A 14991-nucleotide genomic window follows, 5' to 3' on the forward strand; every position below is an offset into this window, starting at 1 on the left:
CACGCGCGCATCGAGAGGATCCAAAACAGCATGGCGATTCCAATGCATATACCTTCCTGCAAATCCAGGACCACATAGGTCCTTCTTTCATAGAACGCGCGCCGCGCCCATCACGCCGCTTGCCGGCGGAAGATTGCGCCACGGCCTTCGCTGTCCAGCCTTGCAGTGGCTCCAACCGGCCCGAAAACACAAGCCTGTAGCCGTTGCTGGCGCCGCATACCTGTCGAAATACTACTGATCGCAAGCGGTTGAAATTCGAACAATAGTCAAAGCGGAGAGCTTTCCTTTGTGCGTCGCCATAGGCATGCGCGGCGCGCGCGGATCTCTCTTGCAAGCGAGTAGGACCAGGCTGATTCAAGCGCGCGTTGCACGATGGAAGAATGCTTCCGACTCCCAGAGCGCCTACCGCGCAGGCAGACCATGATTGATACCATCCTCGTCGTCGACGAATACGACACGCATCGCGTGGGCCTGGCAAGCGTGCTGCGCAAGGCCACCGGCGCGGACGTCATCGCCGCGCGCAACGGCAGGATCGCGCTGGACGAGATCCGCCAGCAGCGCTGGGACATCGTGGTGCTCGACCTCGACCTGCCCGACATGACGGGCCTGCAATTGATCGACGCATTGACGCGGCACGGCGGCACCGGCGGCATCATCCTGACCAGCGCGCATCCCGCCCGCCTGGTTCAGGCCGCAGCAGCCTATGCCCAATCGCGCGGCATCCGCGTCCTGGCCACGCTGGAAAAACCGCTGAAGTCCAGCCGCGTGCGCGCCGTGGCCGCGACGCTACAAGGCGAGCTGCGCATGCAGCGTGACGCCGCGCTCGCCAGCAAACCGCAAGCAGCCATTTCAAGGCTGTCGCGAGACGACCTGCTGCTGGCGCTGGCCACCTGCCGCATCGAAGGCCACCTGCAGCCGCAGCACCACGTGGAAAGCGGCCGCCTGCGCGGCGCAGAGATACTGGCGCGCTGGCGCAACGACGACGGCACGCTGTTGGAACCGGCCGTCTTCCTGCCGGCATTCGAAGGCGCTGGCCTGATGCGGCCACTGACCGACCATATGATTGAGCAGGCGCTCGTCGCCCAGATCCGGCTGGCCTGGATACGGGACCTGAGCATCAGCATCAACATTCCCACCGGCATTGCCAGCTCCGTCGAATGGGCGCAACAGCTGACTCAGCAGGCCAGGCTGGCCGGCGCCACGCCGAGCCGCCTGGTGATCGAGATCATCGAGGACGGCGACGCCTCGGCCATTCCCGCGCTGACCGGCGCTGTGACCCAGTTGCGCCTGCGCGGCTTCAATTGCGCAATCGATGACTTCGGCACGGGCAGCTCATCGCTGGACCGCCTGCTGTGGGTGCCGTTCAACGAGCTGAAGATCGACCGCCATATGATCAGCCAGGCGCGCCATCATCCGCACGCCCGACGCATCCTGTCCAGCACGATAGGCATGGCGCGCGGGCTGGGCATCGCGGTCGTGGTCGAAGGCATCGAATCCGAAGACGACCTGAAGCTCGTGACCAGCCTGGGCGGACAGATCACGCAGGGCTATCTGCATGGCAAGGCCATGACGCTGGAAGCGTTTGAAATCTATGCCACCACGCAGCGTACCTGGCAGAGCACGCCCGCCTCGCGGGACGGCGACTACGCGTCGGCCAGGCCCGTCTCTATGCCGTAGCGCAACAACTCGATATCGCTCTGCACGCCCAGCTTGTGCATGGCGGTGCCCTTCTGCGTGCTGATGGTCTTCTTGCTGCGGTCCAGGCGCTGCGCGATCTCGTTGACCGTCAGCCCGGCCAGGAACAGGCGGACCACTTCCATCTCGCGCAAGGTCAGCGCGAGCAGGCCCGTCCGGCCGTAGCCCGCGGCCTGCGCCAGCGCCTCGATGCGCGGCGACAGATAGCGCCCGTCGCCGCGCGCGCGCAGGATGGCCGGCAGCAGATGGCTCAGTTCGTCCACCTTGCTGACGATGCATTGCACGCCCTGGCTCAACAGCATGTGCACGACGCCGGCGTTTTCCAGCCGCGTGAGGATGACGATGCGCAGGCCCGGATAGCGCTGCCCGATCACCTCCAGACAGGGAGCCGCGTTGCCGCTCAATCCGCCCAGCATCGCGTACTCGCATACGAGCACGTCATAGGCCGCGGCGTCGAGCGCCTGCTGCATGCCGCCCGCGCTGCGCGGCGCGCAGGTGACATTGATGTTGGGACACTGGACCAACGCATGCCGCACGCCGGCACAGACCGCGGGATGATCATCCGCGACCAGGACTCTTACGCTTTGTGGACTCATGATCCGACACTACGAATAAAACGCCGTCGAGGCGCCCACTTGATACGGCCGCGGAGCACTTGTGCTGGCGCGACCCTCAAGACCTTACATGGACAAGACAATTCATGGAACTTGTCCGACGTGGGGCGCAGTGTAGGAGCGCGAGTATGGTCAAAGATTGAACTTTGACAATTGTTCAATCTTCGATCCGCATGTTCAACAAGACGCGCCGGCCATGCGAACGGAGCGACCGGCGCGCGTCCGCACTCAGACGGACAACGCGCGCCAGGAGTATTGCTCCAGCAGCGGCAGCAGGCAGCGCCGCAACGCGGACGCGGCGGGATCGCGCAAGGCGTCGGCGCGCCCGCCCAGTTCAATGGCATAACCCGGCATGGCCACCGGACACGGCAGCAGCGCCAGGCCCGCCGCCCGCCCCAGGCCGCGCGCGGCATGCTCGGGCAGCGTGGCCAGCGCCGCGCCGCCGCGCAACAGGAAGGCCAGCGCGGAGAAATGCGTGGTCGATGCCTGCACGCGACGCTTCAGGCCCATGCCGTGCAGCACTTCGTCCACCACGCCGATGAAGCCGCCCGACGACACCAGCACGTGTTCACGGCGCACGAATTCCTCGACCGACAGCGTTTTCTGGCCACGCCGCAGGCTGGCGGGATCCAGCAGACAGGCGTAGCCGCCATGGCCCACCAACGCCTTCTGCAGGGCGGCCGCGCTCAGCCCTCCGGACGCGATCACCAGGTCGGCCTCGCGCGCCATCAGCATGTCCGCCGCCATCCGGCTGTGCGCCTGCCTGAAGATCACGCGCAAGCCCGGCGCCTCGACGGCCAGGCGGTCCATGATGTCCCGCCCCAACGCGATCTCGAAATCATCAGACAGCCCCAGCGTGACCGAACGGCCCGCCACGCCCGCGCGGCCCGGCCGCGCCAGCGCCAGGCTCTGGCGGCACTTGTCCAGCGCCTCGCCGATCACGGGCCGCAGTTCGCGCCCCCGCAGGCTCGGGGCCAGCCCGCGTCCGGTGCGGGTGAACAGCGGATCGCCGTAGAGCACGCGCAGCCGTCCCAGCGCCGCGCTGACCGCGGACTGCGTCACGCCCAGCCGCAAGGCGGCGCGCCCCGCGCCGCCTTCGTCGTAGATGGCCTCGAACACCTTGAGCAGATTCAGGTCGGGCAGATTCCAGTCCGTCGGATCCCCCGCCGTCACGCGCGGGGCCGTGGATGCGATATCAATTTTCTTCATATCATTTATCTGCAGACAGGATTGATTGATTTTAGGCAGAGCGGGAGACTGACGGGCACTTCTTCCCTTTTCCAGGAATCGCCATGACCATCAGCACCGTCGCCGCCCTGCAGATCGGCTCCTCCCCAGAAGGCAAGACCCGCACGCTGGAACGCGTGCTCGCCTTCGAAGCCGAGATCATTGCCGCCGGCGCCGCGCTGGTCGTCATGCCCGAGGCGCTGCTGGGCGGCTATCCCAAGGGCGAGATCTTCGGCACCCGGCTGGGCTACCGCCTGCCCGAAGGCCGCGAGGCCTATGCGCGCTACCACGACAACGCCATCGACGTGCCGGGACCGGAAACCGAGGCGCTGGCGGGCCTGTCGCAGCGCACCGGCGCCAGCCTGGTGGTGGGCGTGATCGAACGCGGCGGCAGCACGCTGTATTGCACGGCGCTGTACTTCGACCCGTCAGCCGGCCTGGTTGCCAAGCACCGCAAGCTGATGCCCACGGGCACCGAGCGCCTGATCTGGGGCCAGGGCGATGGTTCCACCCTGCCGGTGGTCGACACGCCGGCCGGCCGCGCCGGCGGCGCCATCTGCTGGGAAAACCACATGCCGCTGCTGCGCGCCGCCATGTATGCGAAAGGCGTGCAGATCTGGTGCGCGCCCACCGTGGACGAGCGCGATATCTGGCAATGCTCGATGCGCCACATCGCCCACGAAGGCCGCTGCTTCGTGATCAGCGCCTGCCAGGTGCAGCCCTCGCCCGCCGAGCTGGGCCAGGACGTGCCGGGCTGGGACAGCCAGCGTCCGCTGATCAACGGCGGCTCGGTCATCATCGGCCCGCTGGGCGACGTGCTGGCCGGCCCGCTGCATGGCCAGACGGGCCTGCTGACCGCCCGCATCGACACCGCCGAGCTGGTCCGCGCGCGCTACGACTTCGATGTGTCCGGGCACTATGCCCGGCCCGACATTTTCAGCCTGACGGTGGACGAACGGGCCAGGCCAGCGGTCCGCTTCCTCTCCTGAGTCGCCTCGCGCGGGCGGCATGACCCTCACGGTAGTGATGGTATAGTCACGCCCTCTGGACGCCTCCTCGCGGGCGCGTCCCGCCGCCGGCGCAGTCAGGCCGGCCGCGCCCGAGTGGTGAAATTGGTAGACACAAGGGACTTAAGACAATTTGAGCCCTCCGGGGGAAACCCCGAAGGTGTAGCCCGTCAAACTCGGCGAAGGCCCTGGACCCGTTCCGCGCTGACACCGAGCCAAGCCCGGCCCGCAAGGGCCGGGAAGGTGTAGAGAGCAGACGGCGGGCGCCTAAGGCCGCAAGGCTATGGCGAAGGCGTGCTCCAGACCACGAACGGCGCGTGACGCGCCGGCGGCGAAAGCCGAAGTGGTACGAAAATCCCTCGGCCGCAAGGCCGTACCGGTTCGATTCCGGTCTCGGGCACCACCTCCCGCCAGCGCGGCGCGCCTGCCGTGATGACGGCTCAAGCTGCCGCCGCCATGGCAGTCCTTCCGCTAGAAGGGCGGCAAGCGCATGAGCATGCTGTCGCATGCCGAGGTCGACAGCGACGCGCTGTAATCGGTCGCATAGATGATTCCCTGGTGGTCAAAGGAAAAGCTGATCGTGCACGAAGCCGTGCCCGCCGGTTCATAGGTGTAGCTCTTTCCCGAGAACGGCATTTTTCCCTTGTCCGTCTTGACCTCTCCCGTCAAGTACGTCGCTTTCTCCTGGTACAGATCGCGGCTGGCCCTCCAGGACCAGACCTCTGTCAACTCTCCATTCTGCCGGGTCACGAGTCCTCGCTCTTGCGGCAGTCCCAGCCGATCGGCGATCCTGCCGATATGCCTGCCATGTGAGTACTTCAACGCCGAATCCACCGGCATCAACCAAACACACCCGCTCAACACGCTCGCCGCCGTCACGCCGATAAGCCACTTCATGTGAGATTTCCTGGTTGTTATTCAGCCTCCCGAAACACGCGGGACAGGCCTTGCAGATATCCCTCGCATCCGGGCCTATGGATTATCTCCAGCGCATTCGCGCGGTCCAACAGAAAGGCGCATGCCGCGCGCACGCTTCGATTTCACTGCATTACGAAGGACCGCTTGCCCGATATGACGCGGTCCGCGTCGGCACGCCGGCATGGCGCCACGCCTTGCCCCGCCCGCACCGCGCGGACCCGACGAAAAAGCACTATTCTTGCGCCTGCCCATCTTCTTATCGCCTTCCAGCCCCGCGTCCGCCGGGCCCAGCCCATCTTGACCGCCAACCCGCTACCCGCCCCCTTCATCGTCCTGGACGCCTGCGTCCTCATGTCCGGCATCGTCCGTCGCCTGGTCCTCCGGCTGGCCGAGGCCGGCGTCTACCAGCCTGTCTGGACCGAGCGCATCGGCGAAGAATGGCGACGCAACGCCTCGCGCATCTGGGAGATCCCGCCAGAGGTCATGGCGGAGCAATGGGCGGACATGAACGCGCGCTTTCCACAGGCCCTGGAGCGCGACGCCCAGGCCTACGAAGCCTCGCTGCGCTACAGCGATCCCAAGGACTTCCACGTGATCGCGGCCGGACTGGCCAGGCGCGCGCGCTGCGGCCTGCAGCAAGTGCCCGTGGTGCAGGTAATGACCTGGAACCTGAAGGACTTCAACCGCTCGGAACTGCGCCGCCAGGGACTGGACGTCTACAACCCCGACCGCATGCTGGCGCAATGGTGGCAGGAAGGCGCAGGGCGCATGCGCGACGCCGTGGCGCAGATACCCGCGGACTACGTGGCCCTGGGCCGCGAACCCGAGGCACTGGCCACGACCCTGCACCGCGAGCGCCTGTACCGCCTGAAATCCCTGGTCGCGCGCGACGCCGCCAGCGCCGAGGCCGCGCAAGGCTGAACGGCGCCGATGCGCCGTACGCCGCAAGAGGCGCCACCGACGCATGTCCTTCGACTAGGACAAAGGGAAACCGGCCTGTGCGTCCGCGCAACGCCCAATCTCCACGAAAGCGCATCAAACGGAAACGATCCGCGGGTTTCCGTTGAATCATTTCAAAAAATAGTGCATCGCTACCCGGCACCGCCGGTTGAATTCCGAACAATCGTCAAGCGATGATTTTCAACGCGTTTCCGCTGCCTAGACTGGCCTGCCGTTTGGCAAATCCTTCAGTCCACGAACTCTCAGGAAACGCAGATGAAACCCCTCTCCCTCACCAAGGCCGCCGTAGTCGTCGCGCTGGCCGCGTCCGCCCAGGCCGCCCTCGCCGCCGACGGCAACGTGAACTTCGTCGGCAAGATCGTCGACACGCCGTGCTCGATCTCGCCCAGCAGCACGAACCTGACCGTGCCGCTGGGCACGGTGTCCAGGTCGGTGTTGAACGGCGCCGTGGGCAACCGTTCGACACCCGCCAAGTTCACGATCGACCTGCTCAATTGCGGCGCCACCGTCACCGGCGCCACGGTATCGTTCTCGGGCACTCCCGACGCCACCAACGCCAACAAGCTGCGCATCGGCGTGGGTGAAGTGGCCGGCACCTTCGCCACCGGCGCTGCCATCGAAATCGCCGACTCGTCCGGCACGCCTATCAACCTGGGTTCGCCATCGGCCAGCTATCCGCTGGCGCAGGGCAACAACTCGCTGCAATTCCAGGCCTCGTACATCTCGGTCCTGAGCTCGGTCACGACCGGCACGGGTAATGCGGTGGCGCAATTCACCGTCGCGTACCAGTAAGCCGCGCTTGAGCCTGGCTCGTCCCGGCGGCCCGCCCCTTTGGCGGACGAGGCCGCCGGCGACGACCCCGCGCGCCGCCCTTCCATGTGTATCCGCCGGCGCTTCGCGGGCGGCCGGGATCCATCGTGCTTCAGAGAACAGCAATGTCCTTCACCACCACCACGCGAGCCGTCGCCCGCGCCCTGGCGGGTGCCAGCCTGTGCGCCGGCATGGCCGCGCCCGCCCATGCCGCCATCCTGCTGGGCGGCACTCGCGTGATCGTCAACGAGAAGGACCGCGAAGCGTCGATCTCGATGAAGAACGAGGGCAAGGCGCCCTATGTGGTGCAAGCCTGGCTGGACGCCGGCGAAGGAAGGAACAAGACCCCCTTCCTGATCACGCCGCCCCTGTCGCGGCTGGATCCGGGCATGGAGAACATTCTGCGCATCATGCGCGTGTCCTCCAATGACCTGCCTGCCGACCGCGAATCGGTCTTCTGGCTCAACGTCAAGGAAATCCCCGAAAAGGCCGAGGGCGAGAACGTGTTGCAGATCGCCGTGCGCACGCGCATCAAGCTGTTCTACCGTCCGGCGGCGCTGCGCGGCGGCGACGCCTCGCTGGCGCGCAACAGCCTGAAGTGGGCGGTGGCGGCCGGCGCCAACGGCCAGGGCGCCGTGTTGAAAGTGATCAACCCCACGCCCTATCACGTGACGTTCACGGGCTTCCGGATCAACAAGGATCAGCAGGACATCCACACGGAAATGCTGGCGCCCATGGCGGAGCAAAGCTATCCGCTGAAGGCGATCAAGACGCCGCAGGCGGTCACTGTGACCTACACCACGATCAACGACTACGGCGGAGAGACCGCCGTGGAAATGGTGAGCGTGCCCGCGGCCAGCGAGCCCGTGCCGCTCAAGCCCGAACCCGTGCCCGCCGGCGCAGGAAAGCCCTGATACATCGAGGGTACGCCGTGACTTCCGCTCCATGCTCCGCGCCGATCCGCAACCATGCCTTGCTGGCGCTCGCCCTGGCGCTGGCGCCGCAGGCCGGCACGGCCGCGCAACCGGCGGCCAGCATCTTCAATGAAGGATTCCTGGGCATCGGAGGAGACCAGCCCAACGCGGACCTGTCCGTGTTCAAGTTCGGCAACCAGGTGCTGCCGGGCACTTACATGGTGGACGTGGTGCGCGACGGCAATGCGCTGGGCCAGGTCCAGCTGCGCTTCGAGGAAGCCCCGGGCAAGCGCGACGCGCAGCCCTGCCTGACCCGGAACATGCTTGAATCCTGGGGCGTGAACGCGGCCGCCATCGGCAGCCTGACGACGCTGCCGCCGGAAAGCTGCGTGGATCTGGCGGCCAGCCTGCCCGACGCCTCGTACACCTATGACGCGGGCCGCCAGCAGCTGTCGCTGAGCATTCCGCAGGCGGCGCTCAAGCGCACGGCGCGCGGCGCGATCGACCCGTCCAAATGGGACAGGGGCATCAATGCCGCCATGCTGGATTACCAATTCAACCTGACGCAGTACGACGGCGCCAGGCCGGGCGCCGGTCCCAGTCCGACCGTCAACGGCCCCTACGGCCCGCAACCGGACAGGACGGCCAGGAACAACGCGGTGTTCGCCGGCCTGCGCGGCGGCTTCAATCTTGGCGACTGGCGCTTCCGCAACTACTCGACCTACAACCGCGACCAGTATGGCCAGGGCCGCTGGCAAGCGGTACAGACCTACGCCCAGCGCGATCTGCGCTCGATCCGTGGCCAGCTGCTGCTGGGCGACGGCAGCACGCCGGGCGACCTGTTCGACAGCGTGCAGTTCCGGGGCGTGCAGATCGCGTCGGACGATTCCATGCTGCCGGACAGCCTGATCGGCTATGCGCCGACCATACGCGGCGTGGCCCAGACCAACGCGCGCGTCACCGTGCGGCAGAACGGCTACATCATCTACAGCACCTATGTGCCGCCCGGCCCTTTCGCGCTGGACGACCTGTATCCCACCTCGGGCGGCGGCGATCTGGATGTGACCGTCACCGAGGCAGACGGCCGCGAAACGCATTTCGTGCAGGCCTACGCCGCCGTGCCCACGCTGCTGCGCGACGGCGCCTGGCGCTATAGCGCCACGGCCGGGCAATATCGCAACGGCTACGTCTACAACCAGGGCGACATCCGCCGACCCTATTTCCTGCAGGCCACGGCGGCGCGCGGCATGCCGATGGATTTCACGCTGTATGGCGGCACGACGCTGGCGCAGAACTACCAGTCGCTGATGGCGGGCGCGGGCAAGAACATGCGCAGCCTGGGCGCGGTGTCGCTGGACCTGACCCAGGCTCGCACGCAGCAGGACCAGGGCGGCATGCTGTCCGGCCAGTCGCTGCGCTTCCTGTACGCCAAATCGCTGGAACAGACCGGCACCAACTTCCGCATGGCCGGCTACCGTTACTCGACCAGCGGATATCGCACCTTCACCGAATCCGTGCAGATGCGCTATGCGCAGGACTACGGCCTGCCCTTCGCCAATCGCCGCAACGAGATCCGCTTCGACGTCTCGCAGCCGCTGGGCAACTGGGGATCCGTGTATGTGTCGGCGCGCCAGCAGAGCTATTGGAACAGCCCGCACAAGGACAAGCTCGTCCAGCTCGGCTATTCCGGCAGCTACGGCCAAGTCAACTACAACCTGTTCTACAACCAGTATTCGAACCTGTACGGCCCGTCCAACCGGCAGGTCATGCTGACGCTGTCGATCCCGCTGGGCAAGACGGGCGCGACGGCCATGTACTCGGCCTCGCACGACAACAACGGCCGCGTGGCCCAGCAGGCCAGTCTGTTCGGCAGCGCGATGAACGACTACCGCCTGACCTACGGCATCACCGCGAACCAGTCGAACCAGGACAGCAGCAGCGGCAGCGCCAACCTCAATTACAAGGGCCGCTATGGCACGGTGACGCTGGGCCGCAGCCAGGGCTCGGGCTACGGTCAGACCAACCTGGGATTGTCCGGCGGCGTCGTCGCCCACGGCGACGGCGTGACCCTGTCCCAGCCGCTGGGAGAGACCATCGCGCTGGTGCGCGCGCCCAAGGCCTCGGGCGTCGGCATCGAGTCCCAGGCCGGCGTCAGCACGGACACGGCGGGCAACGCGGTGATTCCGAACGTCACCCCATACCGCAGCAACCGGCTGGCGCTGATCACCCAGGACCTGGGCGATTCGGTGGACGTGAAATACGCGGCGCGCGACGTGGTGCCCACGCGTGGCGCGGTGGTGCTGGCGCCGTTCGAGACCTCGGTGGGTTATCGCCTGATGCTGACGCTCAAGGACCGGGATGGCCGGGCGCTGCCCTTCGGCTCGCGCATAGAGAACGAGGCGGGCCAGGAAGTCGGCATCGTCGGCCCCGAGGGCCAGGCCTATGTGACCGGCGCGCCTGAAGCCGGCACGCTGAAGGTGATCTGGGGCCAGGGCGCGGCCGCGCAATGCGCGGTCAAGTATGTGCTCCCCCGCGAGGACAAGCCCTCGCCGATCCGCCAGCTCGAGGGACGCTGCTCATGATGCCGCGCTTGCATCCACGCATGCTGGAGGTTTCCCGCCATAAAGAACTGGCAACACGGCTTGGCATCCACCGTGCTATCGAAGCCAAAAACGGAGTTTGCGAATGAAACGGCTTCGAATCCTATTGATGCGCGGCCTGCTGTTGCTGGCGAGCCTGTTCTGCACGGTGCATGCCTGGGCCTCCTGTACTTACTCGCCGCGCATGCAAATTAGCGATAGCGTGCTCAGTCCCGGGCAGGTTCAGGTCGCCCAGAACGCCGCGGTCGGCGCCACGGTGGCGCCCTTCTACGCCGGCATTGCCAACACCGCCGGTCTGGTATGGGTCGGAAGTTGCCGGGCCGATGGCTCCGTGGGGAACTTGAGCATCAGCGGGCAGACCAGCCAGGGATCGGCGGTTGCAGGACTGAGCAACGTCTACAGCACCAATATCCAAGGCATCGGGTATCGAGTCCGCATCATGGGCGGCAACCAGATTACCCTGCCGTCGACAGTGATAATCGCCTACAACGCCGATGTCGCCGTTTATCTCAGTTGGTCGTATGTTCAATTTGAATTGGTGAAAACTTCCTCCATCGTTGGCAACGGCCCGCTGACGGTCGGCGAATACGCCCGAATCCAGGCCGCTGGCAACCCGAGCCAACTGTACTTCCGCATCCTGCTGGCCGGTGGCAGCATCCTGACCCCAACCTGCAGCGTCGACGCCAGTTCGCAGAACCTTACCGTGCCGCTGGGGTCCGTGTACCGCAACGCGTTCCACGGAGTGGGGTCCGTCACGGCGGCCAGGAATTTCTCAATCCGGCTCAACTGCAATGCACTGCCGGCGGGACAGGGAAACACGGTCATGATGACCATGGACGCGACCGCCGATCCATCGGGCCAGCCAGGGACATTGCGCCTGGCCACCGCCGGGCCGGGTCCGATCGCGGGCGGCGTGGGCATACAGGTGCGCAATGCGCTCGGCAACCCGGTCGTGTTCGGGCAGGCCGTTGATGTGGGCCCATCGCAGCCAGCGGGCTACACCGTGCCGTTCACCGCGCGCTACATCCAGACCGGCGGCACGGTGTCGGCCGGCCAGGCCAATGGCCTGGCCACCGTGACCCTGACGTACAAGTGAGGCGCGAACGCCCGAAAAAGTGGCGAATCCGCCATCCATTCCGGCCAATTGAAGTCGAGCCCTTGATGCGATTCCCGTCCATCCCGATGCCCTCGACCCGTATCCTGGCCGCGCTCCTGCTGCTGGCCGCCAGCCTCCTGGCGACGCAGGCGCACGCGCTGTGCTACTGGACGCCCGAAATGGACCGGGGCGCCTTCACGCTGAATGCGACCGCGCCCATCGTCGTCCCCCAGAATGCGGCGGTCGGCAGCACGATAGGCACCGTGACGCTGCCCATATCAAATACCCGGTTCCTGCTCATGCGCTGCAACAGCAGCGGCGGCTCGCTGGTCTCGACATTCGAACTGAGCCGAGGGGCACCAGCGTCCATTTCCAGCCCGGTGGCAACTTACTCCACCAATATCGACGGCATCGGATACCGGATCAACATGCAGGGCCTAGGCTATTTTCCCCGCACCGTGACGAATACCGCGGTCATGCAAAATGGCGCTTATCAGGACTCCCTGACCGTCGGCTTCTTCAGCATTCAACTCACGCTCGTCAAGACAGCCCCGGTGACCGGCAACGGCGCGCTCGCGCCCGGGCTCTATGGCATGGGCTACGCGGGCGGCAATCCCATGCAGCCCTACCTGCGGATCCTGGTCGGCAACATCCAGGTCCTCTCTCCCACCTGCAACATCGCTCCCCAATCGAGCAATCTGCAGGTCGACCTGGGCCAGGTGCGCCGCAGCTGGTTCACCGGCGTGGGCAATACGCAGGGCAGCAAGCCGTTCGACGTCACCGTCAATTGTCGCGTCTCGACCAACAACCAGTTCAATACCGTGTCGCTGACCATGGACGCCACGGCCGACCCGTCCAACGCGCCAGGCGTGCTGAAGCTTGCCGCCAGCGGCTCCACGGACGCCACCGGCATCGGCATCCAGGTGCTGAACGGCACCGGCCAGCCCGTGCAGTTCGGCCAGCCCATGGACCTGGGGCCGACCAAGAACGGCGACTACGTGGCATCCTTCACCGCCCGTTACTACCAGACCAAGCCCGCCGTCACGACCGGCCAGGCCAACGGCATGGCCACGCTCACGCTCAGCTACAAGTAGACGGACCGCCGCTCAGTGATCGTGGTTGCTGGCGGCGAAGCCCGCCGCATTGAGCACCTCGATCACTTCCTGGATGTGATCATGGCCGCGGGTCTGCAACACGAAGTCCACTTCCACGTTGCGCACCGGCAGCGAGGTGAAGGCGCGCTGGTGATGGACTTCGGTGATGTTGGCCTGGGCGTCGGCGATGAGCTTGGTGGCGTGCGCCAGCGCGCCCGGCAGGTCGCGCAGGTCGACGCGGATGCGCGCCAGCCGGCCGGCGCGCACCATGCCGCGCTCGATCAGCTCGCCCAGCATCAACGGATCGATGTTGCCGCCGGTGAGCACCAGGCCGATGCGCTTGCCCTTGTAGCAGTCGCTGCCCTCTTCCTGGGCGCGCAGCAGCGCGGCCAGGCCGGCCGCGCCGGCGCCTTCGACCACGGACTTCTCGATCTCCAGCAGCACCACGATGGCGTGCTCGATATCGCTCTCGCTGACCAGCTCGATGCGGTCGACCAGCCGGCCGGCGACCTCGCGCGTGATATCGCCGGGCGATTTCACGGCGATGCCCTCGGCGATGGTGTACGGTCCCTGCGGCATGGTCACGCCCTTGAGCGCGGCGTACATGGACGGGAAGCGTTCGGTCTGCACGCCCACGATCTCGATGCCGGGCTTGAGCGCCTTGGCCGCGGTGGCGATGCCCGAGATCAGGCCGCCGCCGCCGATAGCCACGACCAGCGTGTCCAACTGCGGCTGGTCTTCCAGCATTTCCAGGCCCACCGTGCCCTGGCCGGCGATGACGGCCTCGTCGTCGTAGGGGTGGATCATGATCAGCCCGCGCTCCTGCGCCAGCTCGTAGCCGCGCGCCTTGGCGTCGTCGAAGGTGTCGCCGGCCAGCACCACCTCGGCGCCGAAGCGGCGGGTGTTGGCGACCTTGACGGTGGGCGTGAAGCGCGGCATCACGATCACGGCCGGCACGCCCATGCGCTGCGCATGGTAGGCCACGCCCTGCGCGTGGTTGCCGGCGGACACGGCGATGACACCCTTGGCGCGGTCGGCCTCGGACAGCGTCAGCATGCGGTTGAGCGCGCCGCGCTCCTTGAAGCTGGCGGTGAACTGCAGGTTCTCGAATTTCAGCCAGATCTCGGCCCCGAAGATGTCGGACAGCGTGCGCGACAGGGTGAACGGGGTCTTGAGCACCTGGCCGCGCAGGTTCTCGCGGGCGGTCTGGATGGAGGCGATGTCAATCACGGTGAACGGTCCTGTGGGTGCCTGCGCGGCGGTTGTCCTGTGGAACGCGAACGGCTGGCGGCATCGGGTGGACTGCGCGCCGCGCCCTACCGCACCGGCAGGAAATTGAACAGCAGCAAGCCCTGCGCGTAGTTGATCCCGATGCGCCTGGAGTTTTCACCCAGCAGGTTGGCGATCAGGTCCAGCCGGCCGATGATGGCGCCGAACTCGCGCTCGAAGCTGAGGTTCGTGGCATTCTGCGACATCTCGTTGGCCAGCAGCAGCGGCTCGCCCTGGCTGTTATGGCGCGACGCCAGCAGCCAGGCGGCGGCCTCGACGTTCCGAGCGGCATTGTAGACCCGCTGGCCGTCCAGCGCGTCGGACACATACAGCCGGGTCTTGCCGTTGTGGGCGGCGATGATGGTGTCGGCCAGGCCGTAGATGAAGGCGGCGACGCGGTCGCCCGAGTAGTTGGGGTCCAGCGAGACGGCCAGGATCTGGATGTCGCGCAGGCCGGACAGGCCGGGCGGCGGGCGGCGCTCTTCGATGGCGCGCTTGACCCGCGCCACGGCGGCCGGCTGGTCGGCGGCGTCGGTCTTGCGCCATTCGCGGGGATTGCGGCGGTAGAGCTTGTCGAGCAGGACGTAGAGGCTGGCGAGGTTGTCGCGGACCTCGAGCGTGACGGTGCGGTTGAAATCAGTCTGTCCGAACTGGTCCGCCGACATGCTCTCGCTGCGGGGGCCCTTGCCGTCCGGCGGCGGAGTGCCGGCGCAGCCGGCCAATAGCGCGGAAAACACCACCGACCACATCACCGCGATGCCCGCGGGTATCAGCCGTCCCGTCATGC

Annotated in this window: 13 protein-coding genes; 8 read left to right on the forward strand and 5 right to left on the reverse strand. The window is 66.5% G+C overall.

The genetic code is table 11. The features are described from left to right. Positions 1-420: 420 nt before the first annotated feature. Entirely contained in the window at positions 421-1677 is a 1257-nt protein-coding gene (locus tag KDH83_RS09350) for an EAL domain-containing response regulator (protein WP_212314719.1), read from the forward strand. On the opposite strand, the gene KDH83_RS09355 is transcribed toward KDH83_RS09350, so the two are convergent. Beyond that, positions 1644-2291: a response regulator transcription factor gene (locus KDH83_RS09355; protein ID WP_212314727.1), complete on the reverse strand. Its 648-nt coding sequence runs from the start codon at positions 2289-2291 to the stop codon at positions 1644-1646. The genes KDH83_RS09350 and KDH83_RS09355 overlap by 34 nt on opposite strands. A 246-nt stretch (positions 2292-2537) precedes the next feature. Further along, a complete protein-coding gene (locus KDH83_RS09360; protein ID WP_212314729.1) occupies positions 2538-3518 on the reverse strand; it encodes a LysR substrate-binding domain-containing protein in 981 nt (326 codons plus the stop codon). Positions 3519-3601: 83 nt separating this feature from the next. On the opposite strand from KDH83_RS09360, the gene KDH83_RS09365 reads away from it, so the two are divergent. Next, on the forward strand, positions 3602-4525 hold the full coding sequence (locus KDH83_RS09365) for a carbon-nitrogen hydrolase family protein (protein ID WP_212314731.1): 924 nt from the start codon (positions 3602-3604) through the stop codon (positions 4523-4525). Between the two features lie 489 nt (positions 4526-5014). Here the strand turns inward: KDH83_RS09365 and KDH83_RS09370 are convergent, their stop codons facing one another. Then, positions 5015-5440 carry a hypothetical protein gene (locus tag KDH83_RS09370; protein ID WP_103272943.1) on the reverse strand — a complete coding sequence of 142 codons (426 nt, stop codon included), beginning with the start codon at positions 5438-5440 and terminating at the stop codon, positions 5015-5017. A 318-nt stretch (positions 5441-5758) separates the two neighbouring features. On the opposite strand from KDH83_RS09370, the gene KDH83_RS09375 reads away from it, so the two are divergent. The 6 genes from KDH83_RS09375 (at position 5759) to KDH83_RS09400 (ending at position 12935) form a co-directional block, all read left to right on the forward strand. After that, positions 5759-6382: a PIN domain-containing protein gene (locus tag KDH83_RS09375; protein WP_283093811.1), complete on the forward strand. Its 624-nt coding sequence runs from the start codon at positions 5759-5761 to the stop codon at positions 6380-6382. 294 nt (positions 6383-6676) lie between these two features. Continuing rightward, positions 6677-7213: a fimbrial protein gene (locus KDH83_RS09380; protein WP_212314735.1), complete on the forward strand. Its 537-nt coding sequence runs from the start codon at positions 6677-6679 to the stop codon at positions 7211-7213. A 143-nt stretch (positions 7214-7356) separates the two neighbouring features. Continuing rightward, complete coding sequence (locus KDH83_RS09385) at positions 7357-8145, forward strand: molecular chaperone (RefSeq protein ID WP_212314737.1); 789 nt, start codon at positions 7357-7359, stop codon at positions 8143-8145. 17 nt (positions 8146-8162) lie between these two features. Then, positions 8163-10727, forward strand: coding sequence for a fimbria/pilus outer membrane usher protein (locus tag KDH83_RS09390; protein ID WP_212314739.1), 2565 nt, complete (start codon positions 8163-8165; stop codon positions 10725-10727). A 127-nt stretch (positions 10728-10854) separates the two neighbouring features. Beyond that, the gene (locus KDH83_RS09395) at positions 10855-11841 is read left to right on the forward strand and encodes a fimbrial protein (protein WP_212314746.1); all 987 of its coding nucleotides are present in this window, start codon (positions 10855-10857) and stop codon (positions 11839-11841) included. Between the two features lie 65 nt (positions 11842-11906). Continuing rightward, positions 11907-12935: a fimbrial protein gene (locus KDH83_RS09400; protein WP_212314748.1), complete on the forward strand. Its 1029-nt coding sequence runs from the start codon at positions 11907-11909 to the stop codon at positions 12933-12935. Between the two features lie 12 nt (positions 12936-12947). Here the strand turns inward: KDH83_RS09400 and KDH83_RS09405 are convergent, their stop codons facing one another. Next, positions 12948-14165: a threonine ammonia-lyase gene (locus KDH83_RS09405; protein WP_212314750.1), complete on the reverse strand. Its 1218-nt coding sequence runs from the start codon at positions 14163-14165 to the stop codon at positions 12948-12950. An 86-nt stretch (positions 14166-14251) separates the two neighbouring features. Further along, complete coding sequence (locus KDH83_RS09410) at positions 14252-14989, reverse strand: hypothetical protein (RefSeq protein ID WP_212314752.1); 738 nt, start codon at positions 14987-14989, stop codon at positions 14252-14254. Positions 14990-14991 lie beyond the last annotated feature (2 nt).

This window comes from Achromobacter sp. Marseille-Q0513 (genome assembly GCF_018195695.1).
In the GTDB taxonomy this organism is placed as follows: Bacteria; Pseudomonadota; Gammaproteobacteria; order Burkholderiales; family Burkholderiaceae_B; genus Achromobacter.